This is a genomic window from Oceanicella sp. (assembly GCF_056449545.1).
Genome location: NZ_JBWOMN010000141.1, coordinates 1 through 16,011, shown reverse-complemented (window position 1 = coordinate 16,011; position 16,011 = coordinate 1). Strand labels below are relative to the sequence as shown.

At 67.3% G+C, this 16,011-nt stretch carries 15 protein-coding genes and 1 pseudogene; all 16 read right to left on the bottom strand.

Features of this window, described 5'->3' with window-relative positions:
• Positions 1 to 68 precede the first annotated feature (68 nt).
• Entirely contained in the window at positions 69 to 1,736 is a 1,668-nt protein-coding gene (locus tag AC1HC7_RS17860) for a ribonuclease J (protein WP_479497667.1), read from the bottom strand.
• Positions 1,737 to 1,747: 11 nt separating this feature from the next.
• The gene (locus tag AC1HC7_RS17855; RefSeq protein WP_479497668.1) at positions 1,748 to 2,515 is read right to left on the bottom strand and encodes a type III pantothenate kinase; all 768 of its coding nucleotides are present in this window, start codon (positions 2,513 to 2,515) and stop codon (positions 1,748 to 1,750) included.
• A gap of 13 nt (positions 2,516 to 2,528) precedes the next feature.
• Entirely contained in the window at positions 2,529 to 3,323 is a 795-nt protein-coding gene (locus AC1HC7_RS17850; RefSeq protein WP_479497669.1) for a biotin--[acetyl-CoA-carboxylase] ligase, read from the bottom strand.
• A gap of 45 nt (positions 3,324 to 3,368) precedes the next feature.
• Positions 3,369 to 4,814: an NADH-quinone oxidoreductase subunit NuoN gene (gene nuoN, locus AC1HC7_RS17845; RefSeq protein WP_479497670.1), complete on the bottom strand. Its 1,446-nt coding sequence runs from the start codon at positions 4,812 to 4,814 to the stop codon at positions 3,369 to 3,371.
• Between the two features lie 18 nt (positions 4,815 to 4,832).
• Positions 4,833 to 6,380, bottom strand: coding sequence for an NADH-quinone oxidoreductase subunit M (locus AC1HC7_RS17840; RefSeq protein WP_479497671.1), 1,548 nt, complete (start codon positions 6,378 to 6,380; stop codon positions 4,833 to 4,835).
• A complete protein-coding gene (nuoL, locus tag AC1HC7_RS17835) occupies positions 6,380 to 8,341 on the bottom strand; it encodes an NADH-quinone oxidoreductase subunit L (protein WP_479497672.1) in 1,962 nt (653 codons plus the stop codon). Before nuoL ends, AC1HC7_RS17840 begins: the two co-directional genes overlap by 1 nt.
• Before the next feature lie 4 nt (positions 8,342 to 8,345).
• Positions 8,346 to 8,666 (bottom strand): NADH-quinone oxidoreductase subunit NuoK, encoded by a 321-nt coding sequence (gene nuoK, locus AC1HC7_RS17830; protein ID WP_479497673.1) that lies wholly within the window; start codon positions 8,664 to 8,666, stop codon positions 8,346 to 8,348.
• A gap of 11 nt (positions 8,667 to 8,677) precedes the next feature.
• A complete protein-coding gene (locus AC1HC7_RS17825) occupies positions 8,678 to 9,292 on the bottom strand; it encodes an NADH-quinone oxidoreductase subunit J (RefSeq protein WP_479497674.1) in 615 nt (204 codons plus the stop codon).
• A gap of 124 nt (positions 9,293 to 9,416) precedes the next feature.
• Complete coding sequence (nuoI, locus tag AC1HC7_RS17820; RefSeq protein WP_479497675.1) at positions 9,417 to 9,908, bottom strand: NADH-quinone oxidoreductase subunit NuoI; 492 nt, start codon at positions 9,906 to 9,908, stop codon at positions 9,417 to 9,419.
• Positions 9,909 to 9,920: 12 nt separating this feature from the next.
• Positions 9,921 to 10,943: an NADH-quinone oxidoreductase subunit NuoH gene (nuoH, locus tag AC1HC7_RS17815; RefSeq protein ID WP_479497676.1), complete on the bottom strand. Its 1,023-nt coding sequence runs from the start codon at positions 10,941 to 10,943 to the stop codon at positions 9,921 to 9,923.
• Positions 10,943 to 11,482, bottom strand: a complete 540-nt coding sequence (locus tag AC1HC7_RS17810) for a hypothetical protein (protein ID WP_479497677.1) — start codon at positions 11,480 to 11,482, stop codon at positions 10,943 to 10,945. Before AC1HC7_RS17810 ends, nuoH begins: the two co-directional genes overlap by 1 nt.
• Positions 11,479 to 13,515 (bottom strand): NADH-quinone oxidoreductase subunit NuoG, encoded by a 2,037-nt coding sequence (nuoG, locus tag AC1HC7_RS17805; RefSeq protein ID WP_479497678.1) that lies wholly within the window; start codon positions 13,513 to 13,515, stop codon positions 11,479 to 11,481. Before nuoG ends, AC1HC7_RS17810 begins: the two co-directional genes overlap by 4 nt.
• Positions 13,516 to 13,520: 5 nt before the next feature.
• Positions 13,521 to 14,816 carry an NADH-quinone oxidoreductase subunit NuoF gene (gene nuoF, locus AC1HC7_RS17800; RefSeq protein WP_479497679.1) on the bottom strand — a complete coding sequence of 432 codons (1,296 nt, stop codon included), beginning with the start codon at positions 14,814 to 14,816 and terminating at the stop codon, positions 13,521 to 13,523.
• A 1-nt stretch (position 14,817) separates the two neighbouring features.
• Positions 14,818 to 15,072 carry a DUF5337 domain-containing protein gene (locus AC1HC7_RS17795; RefSeq protein ID WP_479497680.1) on the bottom strand — a complete coding sequence of 85 codons (255 nt, stop codon included), beginning with the start codon at positions 15,070 to 15,072 and terminating at the stop codon, positions 14,818 to 14,820.
• Positions 15,073 to 15,152: 80 nt separating this feature from the next.
• Entirely contained in the window at positions 15,153 to 15,614 is a 462-nt protein-coding gene (locus AC1HC7_RS17790; RefSeq protein ID WP_479497681.1) for a hypothetical protein, read from the bottom strand.
• 32 nt (positions 15,615 to 15,646) lie between these two features.
• Positions 15,647 to 16,011: pseudogene (locus AC1HC7_RS17785) on the bottom strand (fused NADH-quinone oxidoreductase subunit E/endonuclease); the annotation flags it as partial.

Genomic DNA, 16,011 nt, shown 5'->3' with positions numbered 1-16,011 from the left:
GGCCGCCGCCGCCCCCGCAAGCCGGTCCCGGATCGGGTCCGGGACGCGGCCGGCGGGGGCGGCGCGGCTCAATCCTCGAGCCGCGACAGCAGGATGCTCACAACCGGCTTCTTGCCCCAGAATCGACCGCAGACCCGGCGCACGGCGCGCGCGGCCAGATCCTCCAGCTGCTTGTCGGAGCGCTGTTTTCGCGGGGCCTTCTCGATTTCCGCGTCCACTGCGTCGTAGATCAGCTGCTCCAGCGGCGCCGGGTAGCCTTCGCCGGTCTCGGGGCCGCCGGTGATGCGGATTTCCGGATCGGCGAGCAGCTCGCCGCTGTCATCCACCACCACGCTCACCGCCACATGGCCTTGTCGCGCCAGCTTCAGGCGGGCGCGGATCACCCCGTCAAACGCCCCGACCAGCGTCGAGCCGTCGAGATACAGCATCCCGGTGTCAGCGGAACCGACGATCCGGGGGCGATCGCCGCCGATCGCCGTCACCGTGCCGTTGGGCGCGGCGATCGAGGGCACGCCGAGGCTTTCGGCGAAAGCCGCGTGTTCGGTCAGGTGCCGGTGCTCGCCATGCATGGGCACGGCGATGCGCGGGCGCAGGGCGTCATACATCACCCGCAGATCCTCGCGCCGCGCATGGCCCGAGACATGGATGCGCCCGACGCTTTCGTCGATCACCTTGACGCCGCGTTCGGACAGCAGGTTGTAAAGCCGGAACACCCCGGATTCATTGCCCGGAATGGTCTTTGAGGAAAAGATCACCGTGTCGCCGTCGCCAAGCGACACCGATGGGTGGGCGCCGCTGGCGATCCGCGCCAGCGCCGCGCGGCCCTCGCCCTGCGATCCGGTGACGATGTAGAACAGGTGATCCGAGGGCACGCTCGCGGCCTCCTCCTCGGAGATGGTCTCGGGGAAATCCGTCAGCAGCCCGGTCTCCATCGAGACCTCGATCATGCGCCGCATGGCGCGCCCCACCAGCACGATGGAACGCCCGCCCTGACGCGCCTGCAGCGCCAGGCTGCGCACGCGCGGCACGTTTGAGGCGAAGGTGGTGGCGGCGACGGCGCCCTTGGCCTCGCGGATCAGTTCGGCGAGCGGGTTCAGCACATCGGCCTCGGAGCCGCCATGGCCGGGCAGGAACACGTTGGTTGAATCGCAGATCAGCGCGTGCACGCCCTCGTCACCGAGCTTGCGGAACGCCGCATGGTCGAAGGGCTCGCCCATCTGCGGGGCGTTGTCGATCTTGAAATCGCCGGTGTGCACGATGCGCCCATGGGGCGTGTCGATGACCAGCGCCGCGGCCTCGGGGATCGAATGGGTGACCGGCTGGAAGCGCACGGTGAACGGCCCGGCCTTGACCGCGCCGCCGGTGATCGTCTTGACGACGGAGGGTTTCTGGCCCGCCTCCTCCATCTTGCGCTTCACATGCGCGGCGGTGAAGGGCTGGGCGTAGATCGGCGCGCGCAACCGCGGCCACAGGCGGCCCAGCGCGCCGATGTGATCCTCGTGCGCGTGGGTGACGAAGATGGCGTCGAGCTTGTCGGCCCGTTCGACGATGAAACCGGGATCGGCCATGATGATGTCGATGCCGGGGCTGGAGTCCATATCGCCGAAGCTGACGCCGCAATCCACCATGATCCAGCGCCGCCTGGCGCCGCGCCCGCAGCCATAGAGATACATGTTCATGCCGATCTCGCCGGCGCCGCCAAGCGCCACGAAAACCAGATCGTCGTCCTGAGCCATTTGAGGCCTTCCTATCGGTTCAGTTCGTGCACCGCGACCAGCCCCCGCAGGGTCAGGTCACGATCCACGGCGTCAATGATTTCCGCGCCGCGCGCGAAAAGCGGTGAAAGTCCGCCGGTGGCGATCACTTTCATGTCGTCGTGATGTTCAAGCATGATTCGGCGGCACAGCCCTTCGACCATGCTCACATACCCCCAGTATATGCCTGACTGCATGCAGGCCACCGTATTCACGCCGATCACCTTGTCGGGGCGGGCGACATCCACCTCGGGCAACGCCGCGGCGGCGTCCTGCAGGGCCTTCAGCGACAGGTTGACGCCCGGCGCGATCACCCCGCCTTCATAGGCGCCGTCATGGCCGACCACGTCGAAGGTGGTGGCGGTGCCGAAATCCACCACGATGAGATTGCCGCCATAGCTGCGATAGGCCGACAGCGCGTTGACCAGCCGGTCGGCGCCGACCCGGGTCTGGGGGTCGACGCGGGGCGCGGGGCCCAGCTTGCAGCCCGGCGCCCCAACCACCAGCGGGCGGGCGTGAAAATACTTGTCGCACAGCACCCGCAGATTGAACACGGCGCGCGGCGCCGTCGAGGACAGCACCACCGCGTCGATGTCGCGCGGCGCGATCTCGGCGAGGTTCATCAGCTGGTGCAGCCAGACGAAGTATTCGTCGCCGGTGCGTCGGGTATCGGTGGCGCAGCGCCAGTCGGCGAGGAAGCGTTCGCCGTCATGCACCGCGAACACGCAGTTGGTGTTGCCCATGTCGATGGTCAGCAGCATCGGGTCGCGCCTTTCATGCGGGGGGGCGGGGGGGCGGCGGGGGGAAATGCACCTCGGCGGCGGCGAAGCGCCGTTCGCCCTCCGGCGTCGCCAGAACCAGCGCGCCGCCGGCGTCGATGTCCCTGAAAATCCCGCTGACGGTTTCATGGGGCAACCGGGCCTCGATCGGCTGGCCAAGCCGCGCGGCGCGGGCGAGCCAGGCCGTGCGGATCGGCGCGAAGCCCTCGCGTTCCAGCGCCGCCGCATGGCGCGCGAAGGCGGCGGCGAGGATGTCGAGCGCGGTTTCGGGGTCGGGCGGCGCGCAGACCGCGGCGAGGCTGGCGGGCGGATGCGCGCCCGTTTCGCCGACCGGCAGGTCCGGGTGGGCGGCAAGGTTGACGCCGATCCCCACCGCCAGCCAGTTCAGCCGCGCCCCCGCGCCCTCGCTTTCCAGCAGGATGCCGGCGACCTTGCCGCCGTTCAGCAGCGCGTCATTGGGCCATTTCAGCGCCACGCCGGCGCCCGGGGCGCAGGTTTCCAGCAGATCGGCGACCGCCAGCGCGGCGACAAACCCGTAAAGCGCCGCCAGCGCCGGGGGCGCGGCGGGGCGCATCAGCAGCGTGGCGTTGAGATTGCCCGGCGGCGCCCGCCAGACGCGCCCGCGCCGCCCGCGCCCGCCGGTCTGGCGCCGCGCCATGATCCACAACGGGCCGGGCGCGCCGGCGCGGGCGGCGCGGCGCGCCTCCTCGTTGGTGCTGTCGATCTGCTCGAGGATCAGGCGATCCGCCTGGGCAAGACCCGCCCGGCGCGCCGGCCCCGGATCCGCCAACGCCGGCCCCGGGCGCGCCAACCCTGCCCCGGTCCCAGCCATCCGCTACTGGAACAGCGTCGCCGCCGCCTCCATGGCGATCGCCGGCACGCCGAAGCCGTTGACGAAGGGCAGCCAGCCCAGCCCCATGATCAGCGCCGAGACGCTCAGCGCCGCCACATGGGCCATGGGCATGGCCCCGGTCAGCACCGCGTCCGGGTCGTCGAAATACATCAGCTTGACGATGCGCAGATAGTAGTAGGCGCCGATCACCGAGGCCACCGCGCCGGCCAGCGCCAGCGGCGTCAGCCCGGCCTCGACCGCCGCCATGAACACGAAATACTTGCCGAAGAATCCCACCAGCGGCGGGATCCCGGCAAGGCTGAGAAACAGCGCCGCCAGCGCCAGCGCCATGCCCGGCTGGCTGCGCGACAGCCCCGTGAGGTCGGAGATCTGGGTGACCGCGGCGCCGTCGCGCTCCATGCACAGGATGAAGGCGAAGACGCCGATATTCATGGTCACGTAGATGGCGAGGTAGATCAGCAGCGACGAGGCCCCCTGTTCGGTGCCCGCCGCAAGCCCCACCAGCGCGAAGCCCATATGGGCGATCGAGGAATAGGCCATCAGCCGCTTCAGGTTGGTCTGGCCGATGGCGGCGATCGACCCGAGGAACATCGAGGCCAGCGCCAGGAAGGTCAGGATCTGCTGCCAGTCGCTGACATTGTGGCCGAAGCCGTCATACAGCACCCGCGCGAACATCGCCGCCGCCGCCACCTTGGGCGCGGTGGCGAAAAAGGCGGTGACCGGGGTCGGCGAGCCCTCGTAGACATCCGGCGTCCACATGTGGAACGGCGCGGCGGAGATCTTGAACGCCAGCCCCGCGCACAGGAACACCAGCCCGAACAGCAGGCCGAGGGACACGCCCTCGGCGCCGATCACCGTGGAGATGGATTCGAACCGCGTCGCCCCGGTGTAGCCGTAGATCAGCGAGGCGCCATACAGCAGCATCCCCGAACTGAGCGCGCCCAGAACGAAGTATTTCAGCCCCGCCTCGGTGGATTTCAGGCTGTCGCGGCGGAAGGCGGCGACCACGTAGAGCGCCAGCGACTGCAGTTCCAACCCCATGTAGAGCGACATCAGATCCCCGGCCGAGACCATGATCATCATGCCCACCACGGCCAGCGCGATCAGCACCGGGTATTCGAATTTCATCAGCTTGTGGCGGCGCAGGTAATCCTCGGACAGGACCAGGATGGCGGCGGCCGAGAACAGCAGCGTCACCTTGGCGTAGCGCGCGAAGCCGTCGGAGACGAAGGCGCCGTTGAAGGCTTCGTGCGCGCCCTCGCGAAAGCCGATGAACAGGCCCAGCAACGCAAACGCCAGCGCCGTGGCCCAGGTCAGCATGGAGGCCCAGCGATCCTGCCCCCCGTAGACGCAGAGCATCAGCGACGCCATGGCGAAGACGGCGAGAATGACCTCGGGCAGAATGACGGAAAGATCGGCGCTCAACATGGTCTTGTCTCTCTCTCGTCAGTGCTGCATCGCGAGGCGGACGCCGTCGACGTCGGCTTGCGCGAGCGCGGTCTGCATGTCGGTGAGCAACGCGGTGACGGACGGCCCGAACAGGTCGGTCGCCAGACTCGGATACACCCCGAGCAGCAGCATCATCGCGATCAGCGGCGCGAACATCAGTTTTTCCCGGCGGTCCATGTCGGCGATGGAGCTCAGGCTCTGCTTGATCAGGTCGCCGAACGCCACCCGGCGATACAGCCACAGCGCGTAGGCGGCGCTGAGGATCACCCCGGTGCTGGCGATGAAGGCCACCCAGGTGTTGGCCTGGAAGGCGCCGGCGATGGTCAGGAATTCGCCCACGAAGCCCGACGTGCCCGGCAGGCCCACATTGCCCATGGTGAACAGCATGAACACCAGCGCGTAGACCGGCATGCGGACCGCCAGCCCGCCATAGGCGGCTATGTCGCGGGTGTGCATGCGGTCGTAGATCACCCCCACGATCAGGAACAGCGCGCCGGAGATGAAGCCGTGGCTCAGCATCTGGAACACCGCGCCGTCGACGCCCTGCTTGTTGGCCGCGAAGATGCCCATGGTGACGAAGCCCATATGGGCGACCGAGGAATAGGCGATCAGCTTCTTCATGTCCTCCTGCACCAGCGCCACAAGCGAGGTGTAGACGATGGCGATCACCGACAGGGTGAAGACGAAATTCGCCATCAGATCCGAGGCCACCGGGAACATGGGCAGCGAAAAGCGCAGGAAGCCGTAGCCGCCCATCTTCAGCAGGATCGCCGCCAGCACCACCGACCCGGCGGTGGGCGCCTGCACATGGGCGTCGGGCAGCCAGGTGTGCACCGGCCACATGGGCATCTTCACCGCGAAGCTGGCGAAGAAGCCGAGCCAGAGCAGGGTCTGGAAGCCGCCCGCGATCTGCCAGCCCAGCACGTCGATGCTGGCATAGGAGAATTCATGGGTCAGCAGCTTGGCGATGTCGGTGGTGCCCGCGTCCCAGTACATGGCGATCAGCGCGATCAGCATCAGCACCGAACCGAGCAGCGTGTAGAGGAAGAACTTGAAGGCCGCGTAGACCCGTTCCTTGCCGCCCCAGATGCCGATGATCAGGAACATGGGGATCAGGCCGGCCTCGAAGAACACGTAGAACAGCACGATGTCGAGCGCACAGAACACGCCGATCATCAGGGTTTCCAGCACCAGGAAGGCGGCCATGTATTCCTTGACCCGGTGTTCCACATGCCAGCTTGCGCCGATGACGATGGGCATCAGGAAGGTGGTGAGCATGACGAACAGGATCGAGATTCCGTCGACGCCCATCTTGTAGCTCACGCCCGGCAGCCACTGGCCCTCCTCGACGAACTGGAACCCGGTGTCGGCGGGGTCGAAGCCGGTGAGGATCACCAGGCTGAGCGCGAAGGTGGCGGTGGTGGTCAGCAGCGCCACGATCTTGGCGTTGAGCCGGGCCGCCTTGTCGTCGCCGCGCAGCACCAGCATCAGCGCCAGCGCGCCGATCATCGGCAGGAAAGTGATGAGGGAGAGGATGTTTTCCATCAGTGCGCCCCTCCGGTGGCGGACCCGGCGATCGAGATCCAGGTGACGAGCACGGACACCCCGATCAGCATGACGAATGCGTAATGGTAGAGATAGCCCGACTGCAACCGGCCCGCGAAGCGCGTGAGCCGGGGGATCAGCCCCATGGCCACCCCGTCGATGGTCCCGTCGACGATGGTCCCGTCGCCCGTTTTCCACAGCGTCCGGCCGATCCACTTGGCGGTGCGCACGAAGACGAGGTCGTAGAGTTCGTCGAAATACCACTTGTTGAGCAGGAACTGGTACAGCCCGTGATGGCGTTCGGCCAGCTGGCGCGGCAGCGCCGGGTTGGCGATGTAGAACCACCATGCCGCGCCCAGCCCCAGCGCCATGGCGACGAAGGGCGCGATCTTCACCCAGGCGGGCACGCCGTGATAGTCGTGCAGCACCTCGTTGCCCGCGCCCATGGCGATGGATTCGCCGAAGAATTCCTCGGCCCCGTGGCCCACGAAGCTGCCATACCACAGCATCCCCGCCAGCGCCGCGCCCGCGCCCAGCACATAGAGCGGGATCATCATCGTGTTGGGGCTTTCATGGGCGTGCTCATGGGCCTTGCGGTCCCGCGGCTTGCCGTAGAAGGTCATGAAGATCAGCCGCCAGGAATAGAACGAGGTCATCAGCGCCGCGATCACCAGCAGCCAGAAGGCGTAGGTCGACCCTCCGGCGTAGGCGCCCTCGATGATCGCGTCCTTGGACACGAAGCCGGCGAAGCCGAAGGGCACGCCCAGCAGGTCGCCCGAGAACGGGATGCCGACGCCGGTGATGGCCAGCGTGCCCAGCACCATCATGGCGAAGGTCAGCGGGATCTTTTTGCGCAGGCCGCCGTATTGGCGCATGTCCTGTTCGTGATGCATGGCGTGGATCACCGCGCCGGCCCCGAGGAACAGCAGCGCCTTGAAGAAGGCGTGGGTGAACAGATGGAACATCGCCGCCTGATAGAACCCCACCCCGGCGGCGGCGAACATGTAGCCCAGCTGCGAACAGGTGGAATAGGCGATCACCCGCTTGATGTCGTTCTGCACCAGCCCCACGGTGGCGGCGAAGAACGCGGTCGAGGCGCCGATCACCGTGATGAACAGCGACGCCGACGGCGCCACTTCGTAGAGCGGCGACATGCGGCAGACCAGGAACACGCCGGCGGTGACCATGGTGGCGGCGTGGATCAGCGCCGAGACCGGGGTCGGGCCCTCCATCGCGTCGGGCAGCCAGGTGTGCAGGAACAGCTGCGCCGACTTGCCCATGGCCCCGATGAACAGCAGCAGCCCCACCACCTCGGCCGCGTTCCAGTCGGTCCAGAGGAAGCGCAGCTGGGTTTCCGCCAGCTCCGGCGCCTTGTCGAAGATCACGTCGAAGCTGATGCTGTCGGTCAGGTAGAACAGCCCGACGATGCCCAGCAGGAACCCGAAATCCCCGACCCGGTTGACCACGAAGGCCTTGATCGCCGCGGCGTTGGCGGAGGGTTTCTTGAACCAGAAGCCGATCAGCAGATACGAGGCGACGCCCACGCCCTCCCAGCCGAAGAACATCTGCAGCAGGTTGTCGGCCGTGACCAGCGCCAGCATGGCGAAGGTGAAGAAGGACAGGTAGGCGAAGAAGCGCGGCTTGCCGTCATCCTCCTCCATGTAGCCGATGGAATAGAGATGCACGAGCGAGGACACCGTGGTCACCACCACCAGCATCACCCTTGTGAGCCCGTCGACGCGCACCGACCAGTCGGCGCTGAGGCTGCCGCTGTCGATGAAGCGGAACAGCGGCGTGATCTCCACGCCCTCGCCGGTGAAGAACACGATCCAGGACAGCAGCGCGGTGAACAGCAGGATGCCGGTGGTGGACAGCATCACCATGCGCTCGCCAAGGGCGCGATGGCCGAAGCCGGCGATCAGCGCGCCCAGCAGCGGCGCAAGCAGAATGAACGTGGTCATGCGCTCAGCCCTTCATCACGTTGACGTCGTCCACCGCGATGGCGCCGCGGTTGCGGAAGAAACACACCAGAATGGCCAGCCCGATGGCGGCCTCGGCGGCGGCCACGGTCAGCACGAACAGCGTGAACACCTGCCCCGCCATGTCGCCCAGATAGGTCGAGAACGCGACGAAGTTGATGTTCACCGCCAGCAGCATCAGCTCGATCGACATCAGGATGACGATGACGTTCTTGCGGTTCAGGAAGATGCCGAAGATGCCGATGACGAACAGGATCGCCGCCACCGTCAGGTAATGTTCAAGGCCGATGCCCGTTTCAGCGCTCATGTCATCGCTCCCTAAATGCCCTGGCCCGGCTTGACGTCGTGCAGCGTCACCGCCTCGGCGGGATCCCGGTGGATCTGTTCGAGGATGTTCTGGCGCTTGGCCTTGGGCTTGTGGCGCATGGTCAGCACGATGGCGCCGATCATCGCCACGAACAGCACCAGCCCGGCGATCTGGAACAGGAAGGCGTATTCCGTGTAGATCAGCCGCCCCAGCGCCTGGGTGTTGTGGATGTCGCTGGGGATCGGGGTGACCGCGGCGCGCATGGCCGGGGCCTCCTCGGCGATGATCCAGTGACCGAACAGCAGCCCCAGCTGCACCAGCAGCACCACCCCGACCAGCAGCCCCACCGGCAGGTAATCCGCCAGCCCGTCCTTCAGTTCGGAAAAATCCACGTCCAGCATCATCACCACGAACAGGAACAGCACCGCCACCGCGCCCACATAGACGATGACCATGAGCATGGCGACGAATTCCGCCCCCATGAGCACGAACAGCCCCGCCGAGGAGAAGAACGCCAGGATCAGCCAGAGCACCGAATGCACCGGATTGCGCGCGAACACCACGAAGACGCCCGCGGCGATCGCCGTGAAGGCGAACAGATAGAATGTCAGGATCGCAACTGCCATGGCTGTCTCTCGTTCCCTCGCCGGGTTTTCCGGCTTGCCTTTTTTCAGGTTTCCGCGCCACGCGATCGCGGGCCGGCTTGCGTTTGGACGCCCCGGGCGGATCAGGATCCGCGCCGGGGGCAGGTCATCGGTACGGCGCGTCCAGTTCCAGGTTGCGGGCGATCTCGGCCTCCCAGCGCGCGCCGTTCTCAAGCAGCTTGTCCTTGTTGTAGAACAGCTCCTCGCGGGTCTCGGTGGCGTATTCGAAATTCGGCCCCTCGACGATGGCGTCCACCGGGCAGGCCTCCTGACAGAACCCGCAGAAAATGCATTTGGTCATGTCGATGTCGTAGCGCGTGGTGCGGCGCGATCCGTCTTCGCGCGGCTCCGCCTCGATGGTGATCGCCTGCGCCGGGCAGATCGCCTCGCACAGCTTGCAGGCGATGCAGCGCTCCTCGCCGTTGGGATAGCGGCGCAGCGCGTGTTCGCCCCGGAACCGGGGCGACAGCGGACCCTTTTCATGGGGGTAGTTCAGCGTGGCCTTGGGTTTCAGGAAATATTTCATCCCCAGCCCGAAGCCCTTGATGAAATCCATCAACACGAAGTAGCGCGCGAAGCCGGCGACGGTGATAGCCATTTCGGTCTCTCCTTACCAGCGGGCGTAGCCGGGGACGCCGTATTGCGCGAAGCCGGCGACCAGCACAACCCAGCCCAGCGACAACGGCAGGAACACTTTCCAGCCCAGCCGCATCAGCTGGTCATAGCGAAAACGCGGCACGATGGCTTTCACCATGGCGAAGATGAAAAAGACGAACACCGCCTTGGCGACGAACCAGAACACCCCGTCGGGCAGCCCCGGGACCGGCGACAGCCAGCCGCCGAAAAACAGGATGGTGACCAGCGCGCACATCAGCACGATGGCGAGGTATTCGCCGATCATGAACAGCAGATACGGGGTCGAGGAGTATTCCACCTGATACCCGGCCACCAGTTCGGATTCCGCCTCGGGCAGGTCGAAGGGCGGGCGGTTGGTTTCGGCCAGCGCCGAGATGAAGAACAGGATCAGCATCGGGAAATGCGGCAGCCAGTACCAGCTGAGCAGCCCGTAGGACCCGTCCTGCGCGCGCACGATGTCGCTGAGATTGAGCGACCCGGTGGTGATCAGAACGCCGATGATGATGAAGCCGATCGACACCTCGTAGGACACCATCTGCGCCGCCGAGCGCAGCCCCCCGAGGAACGCGTATTTCGAATTCGACGCCCAGCCGCCCATGATCACGCCGTAGACCTCCAGCGAGGACACCGCGAAGATGTAGAGAATCCCGACATTCAGGTCCGAGATCACCCAGCCGTCGGAAAACGGCACCACCACCCAGGCGATGGCGGCGAGCGTGAAGCTCATGATCGGCGCCAGGAAGAACACCGCCTTGTCGACGCCGGCGGGAATCACCACCTCCTTGACGATGAATTTCAGGAAATCCGCGAAGGATTGCAGCAGGCCGAAGGGGCCGACCATGCTCGGGCCCTTGCGCATCTGCACCGCCGCCCAGACCTTGCGGTCCATGTAAAGCAGGAACGCCAGCGCCACCAGCAGCGCCACCAGCACCAGCAGGCACTGGGCGAAGATCACGATGCCCGGCCAGGCGTAGGCGCTCCAGAAAGTCTCTTCCATCACTGCGTCCTCTCGATGACGTCGTAGCCGGGGATCGAATCGTTGGCCGCGCAATCCTGCTGCATCCGGTCGGCGTCGAACACCGACTCGCCGTCGGCGGTCAGTTCGTTGGTGACCCGGAACCCGTGGCGGCTGATCGAGGCGACGGCCTTTTCGCCGTCCACCCGGCCCAGCTTGGCGGTGTTTTCGCCAAGGCTGAGCGCGATGCGCGCGGCGTCGTGCTTCACCGCGTAATCCGCGGCGATGCAGCGGGCGATGGCGTAGGGCACGATGGCGATCAGGTTGTCGATCTCCGAGGCGCTGAGCCCTTCGGCCTCGAACAGCATGTCGAGGTCGACGCTCACCAATTCGCCGGCGCCGGGGGTCAGCTGGGCGCGCAGAAACTTGCGCGGCGTCGCGAACAGCTTGGCCAGCCCGCTGGGCGCGCCGGCCTCGTTCTGCTGGGCGCGGGCGCCCGGGATCGCGGGCGCGGCGATGGCGATCGCGCTCAGCGCGGCGATCAGCGCGGCGCGGGCGCCGCGGCGAACCGGCCCGGTCATTGCGCCGCCACCGGCAGGTCGCGCGCCAGCTTGGCGCGGCTGAGTTCGGCCAGCGTGGCCGAGGCCCGGGCGATGGGGTTGCTGAGATAGTGGTCGCGCACCGGGCTGACGAAAGCCGCGCCCGACAGCGCGTCCAGATCCGGCGCCGCGGCCTCGGGCGCCTCGTTCGCGGGGACCTGGTCGATGCGGCCCAGATGCGGATGCGCGGCGATCATCGCCTGGCGCAGCGCCGCGAGGCTGTCATGGGGCAGCGTCTTGCCCAGCTCCGCCGACAGGGCGCGCAGGATCGCCCAGTTTTCCTTCGCCTGCCCGGGCGGGAACCCGGCGCGGCAAGCCATCTGCGGGCGGCCCTCGGTATTGACGAAGATGCCGCTTTCCTCGGTGAAGGCGGCGCCGGGCAGGATCACGTCGGCGCGGTGCGCCCCGCGATCGCCGTGGCTGCCCTGGTAGACCACGAAGGGCCCGCCGCTTTCGTCGCGGGCGATGTCGATCTCGTCGGCGCCGAGGTTGAACACCACGTCGGCGCCTTCCAGCGCGTCCATGCCGCCCTCGGCGACAAAGCCCACATCCATGCCGCCCACCCGCGCCGCGGCGGTGTGCAGGATCAGCAGGCCGCTGTCGGTGTTGGCGGCGATGGCCCGCGCGGCCGCCAGCACCGCGGCGCCGTCCTCGCGGGTCAGGGCGCCCTGCCCGACGATCACCAGGCTTTTCGCCGCCCTGATCTCGTCGTCGCCGCCCATCTCGACAATGGGTTTCAGCGCGTCGGCGCCCGCGCCCATATGCGTGTAGTCATAGGTGAGGTCCGCCGGCTCGCCCACCAGCGCCACCTTCGCGCCATTGGTCCAGGCCTTGCGGATGCGCGCGTTCAGCACCGGCATTTCCAGGCGCGGATCGGCGCCGATGATCAGGATGCGCGTCGCCTCGTCGATATCGGCGATGCACGCCGTGCCCGCGTATCCGGCGCGGTCGCCGATCGGCAGGCGGGCGCCGTCGACGCGACATTCCACCTTGCCGTCAAGGCTTTCCACCAGTTGCTTGAGCGCGAACATCGCCTCGGTCGGGACCAGATCCCCGGCGATCCCGGCGACGACCCCGCCCTTCGCGGCCCTGGCGATCGCGGCGAAGGCCTCGGCCCAGGAGGCCGGCGCCAGCTTGCCGTCGCGGCGCAGATAGGGCTGGTCCAGCCGCTGTCGGCGCAGCCCGTCCCACATGAAGCGCGAGCGGTCCGACAGCCATTCCTCGTTCACCCCGTCATGGTTGCGCGGCAGGATGCGCATCACCTCGCGCCCGCGCACGTCGACGCGGATGCTGGCCCCGAGCGCATCCATGGCGTCGATGGTCTCGGTCTTCTTCAATTCCCACGGGCGGGCGGAAAACGCATAGGGTTTCGAGGTCAGCGCCCCCACCGGGCACAGGTCGATGATGTTGCCCTGCAATTCCGAGGTCAGGGTCTGGGCGAGATACGAGGTGATCTCGGAATCCTCGCCGCGCCCGGTCTGGCCCATCTCCGGCACGCCCGCCACCTCGGTGATGAAGCGCACGCAGCGGGTGCAGGAAATGCAGCGGGTCATGCAGGTCTTCACCAGCGGCCCCAGATCCAGCTCGGCGGCGGCGCGCTTGGGTTCGCGAAAGCGCGAGAAATCGACCCCGTAGGCCATGGCCTGATCCTGAAGATCGCATTCGCCGCCCTGATCGCAGATCGGGCAGTCGAGCGGGTGGTTGATGAGCAGGAATTCCATCACCCCTTCGCGCGCCTTCTTCACCATGGGCGATCTGGTCAGCACCTTCGGGGCCTGCCCCTCCGGCCCCGGGCGCAGGTCGCGCACCTGCATGGCGCAGGAGGCGGCGGGTTTCGGCGGGCCGCCGACCACCTCCACAAGGCACATGCGGCAGTTGCCGGCGATGCTGAGCCGTTCGTGATAGCAGAATCGCGGGATCTCCACGCCAGCCTGTTCGCAGGCCTGCAGGATGGTCAGCGCGCCGTCGACCTCGATTTCCTTGCCGTCGATGTTGATCTTCTTAAGGTCGGTCATGGGACTCACTCCGCCGCAATCGCCGAGACGCGCCCGGTCTTTCTGGCCTTGATGCGGTCTTCGATTTCCTCGCGGAAATGCTGCACCAGCCCCTGAATCGGCCAGGCCGCCGCGTCGCCGAGCGCGCAAATGGTGTGGCCCTCGACCTGCCTGGTGACCGACAGCAGCATGTCGATCTCCTCGATCTCGGCCTCGCCGGTGACCAGCCGATCCATCACCCGCATCATCCAGCCGGTGCCCTCGCGGCATGGCGTGCACTGGCCGCAGCTTTCATGCTTGTAGAATTTCGACAGCCGGGCGATGGCCTTGATGATGTCCACCGACTGATCCATGACGATCACCGCCGCGGTGCCCAGCCCCGACTGCTGTTCGCGCAGCCAGTCGAAATCCATGATCGCGTCGCCGCACAGCGTGTGCGGCAGGCAGCGCACCGAGGATCCGCCCGGGATCACCGCCTTCAGGTTGTCCCAGCCGCCGCGCACCCCGCCGCAATGGGTTTCAAGCAGGTCGCGCAGCGGGATCGACATGCTTTCCTCGACCACGCAGGGGTTGTTCACATGCCCCGAGATCGCGAACAGCTTGGTGCCGGCGTTGTTGGGCCGCCCGAAACCGGCGAACCAGGCGGCGCCGCGGCGCAGGATGGTGGGGGCGACGGCGATGGATTCGACGTTGTTGACCGTGGTCGGGCAGCCATACAAGCCGGTGTTGGCCGGAAACGGCGGCTTCAGGCGCGGCATGCCCTTGCGCCCTTCGAGGCTTTCGAGCAGCGCGGTTTCCTCGCCGCAGATATAGGCCCCGGCGCCATGCACCAGATGCAGGTCGAAATCCCAGCCCGAGCCGGCGGCGTTCCTGCCCAGCAGCCCGGCGTCATAGGCCTCGTCGATGGCGATCTGCAGCGCCTCGCGCTCGCGGATGAATTCGCCGCGGATGTAGATGTAGCCGGCATTGGCCCCCATGGCGAAACCGGCGATCAGGCAGCCCTCGACCAGCGTGTGCGGATCGTGGCGCATGATCTCGCGATCCTTGCAGGTGCCGGGTTCGGATTCGTCGGCGTTGACCACCAGATAAGCCGGTCGCCCGTCGCTTTCCCTGGGCATGAAGGACCATTTCAGCCCGGTCGGAAAGCCGGCGCCGCCGCGCCCGCGCAAGCCGCTGTCCTTGATCTGCTGCACGATCCAGTCGCGGCCCTGCTTGATGAACCCGGCGGTGCCGTCCCACTGGCCGCGCGCCCGCGCCCCCGCAAGGCTGCGGTCCTTCATCCCGTAGATGTTGGTGAAGATGCGATCCTGATCCGCGAGCATCCTACTTTCCTTCTCCGAGATCCGCGCGCGCATCGGCGCGCCGGACCCTGATCATCACCCACAGCGCCCAGCCGAGCGCCGCCATGCTGGCCATGTCGACCAGAAACGCATAGCGCACCGGCAGACCCAGCCGCCCGCCAAGAAAGCTCAGCCCCATCCAGGCCAGCATGGTGACCGCGATCACGATGCTCGCCTGGCGGATCCGCGCCTTGCGCGTCTCGCCCGCGCCGGTCCCGTCGTCCTTTTCAGCCGTCATGGCCATGTCTCGTTCCGCCGACCCGTGGCGGGCCGTTTGATTGCCGGCCCGGAGCGGACCCTTGCTTTCATCCGCGCCGCTCAGGCCGCGTCATTCAGCGCCGCCGCCGCCTTCGAAGCCGCCGCCCGCCGCGCGGCCTGTCGCGCCGCCGCCGCATGGACTTCGGCAAGCTCCGCGTCGTCGATCGGATCCTCGCGCGCGTCCTCCAGCGCCATTTCCGCGGCCGTCTCGACCGTCGCGGCGATCACCCCGACCATCGAATCGGGCGTCGCGTCCAGGACCGGCGCCTCTGGCGGGGGGGCCGGCGCCGCTGCTGACGGGGCGGCCTGCGCCGCTGGCGGGGCGGCCTGCGCCGCCGCCGTGGCGGCGCGCGCCGCGCAAATGCGCGAAGCGGCGAAGGCGAAGGCGGCGAAGGCCACCACATAGACGATCAGCGTGCCGAAAAATCCGGATCCGAACATCCATCCAGCGATCAGAGCGCCCACGGCCGAGGCGACGAGCCCCTTTGTCGAGCAGGACATTCCTTGCGATGCGGCGTTCATGGCGGTCTCCCTGGCGGCTGATTGCACTCACGTCATTGGCTTGAAGGCACGTCTCCCCTGGCGACCCGCGCGGCGAATTCGGTGACCTCGCCCGCGGCCAGCTGCTGCGCCTGCCTCACCCATTCGTCGCGGGTGACGCGGCCCTTGAACCCTTCCAGATTGTCGTCGACCCAGGCGATCTCGGCCTCGGTCCAGGCGGCGATCTGGTCAAAATGGTAGAACCCCATGGAGTTCAGGAGCTGCTCCATCTTCGGCCCGACGCCCTTGATCTGCTTGAGATCGTCGGCCCCGCCCTCGCGCGCCGCGGCCAGGCCCCGCGGCTTGCCGGGGTCGGCGCCATCGCCTGACTCGTCATCATGGGCGGCGTCGCCCAGCGCCGCGGCGGCGGCGCGGGCGG

Coding starts and splice junctions, on each gene's coding strand:
- AC1HC7_RS17860 (WP_479497667.1), bottom strand. CDS start 1,736: ATGGCTCAGGACGACGATCTGGTTTTCGTGGCGCTTGGCGGCGCCGGC.
- AC1HC7_RS17855 (WP_479497668.1), bottom strand. CDS start 2,515: ATGCTGCTGACCATCGACATGGGCAACACCAACTGCGTGTTCGCGGTG.
- nuoN (WP_479497670.1), bottom strand. CDS start 4,814: ATGTTGAGCGCCGATCTTTCCGTCATTCTGCCCGAGGTCATTCTCGCC.
- AC1HC7_RS17840 (WP_479497671.1), bottom strand. CDS start 6,380: ATGGAAAACATCCTCTCCCTCATCACTTTCCTGCCGATGATCGGCGCG.
- nuoL (WP_479497672.1), bottom strand. CDS start 8,341: ATGACCACGTTCATTCTGCTTGCGCCGCTGCTGGGCGCGCTGATCGCC.
- nuoK (WP_479497673.1), bottom strand. CDS start 8,666: ATGAGCGCTGAAACGGGCATCGGCCTTGAACATTACCTGACGGTGGCG.
- AC1HC7_RS17825 (WP_479497674.1), bottom strand. CDS start 9,292: ATGGCAGTTGCGATCCTGACATTCTATCTGTTCGCCTTCACGGCGATC.
- nuoI (WP_479497675.1), bottom strand. CDS start 9,908: ATGGCTATCACCGTCGCCGGCTTCGCGCGCTACTTCGTGTTGATGGAT.
- nuoH (WP_479497676.1), bottom strand. CDS start 10,943: ATGGAAGAGACTTTCTGGAGCGCCTACGCCTGGCCGGGCATCGTGATC.
- AC1HC7_RS17810 (WP_479497677.1), bottom strand. CDS start 11,482: ATGACCGGGCCGGTTCGCCGCGGCGCCCGCGCCGCGCTGATCGCCGCG.
- nuoG (WP_479497678.1), bottom strand. CDS start 13,515: ATGACCGACCTTAAGAAGATCAACATCGACGGCAAGGAAATCGAGGTC.
- nuoF (WP_479497679.1), bottom strand. CDS start 14,816: ATGCTCGCGGATCAGGATCGCATCTTCACCAACATCTACGGGATGAAG.
- AC1HC7_RS17795 (WP_479497680.1), bottom strand. CDS start 15,072: ATGACGGCTGAAAAGGACGACGGGACCGGCGCGGGCGAGACGCGCAAG.
- AC1HC7_RS17790 (WP_479497681.1), bottom strand. CDS start 15,614: ATGAACGCCGCATCGCAAGGAATGTCCTGCTCGACAAAGGGGCTCGTC.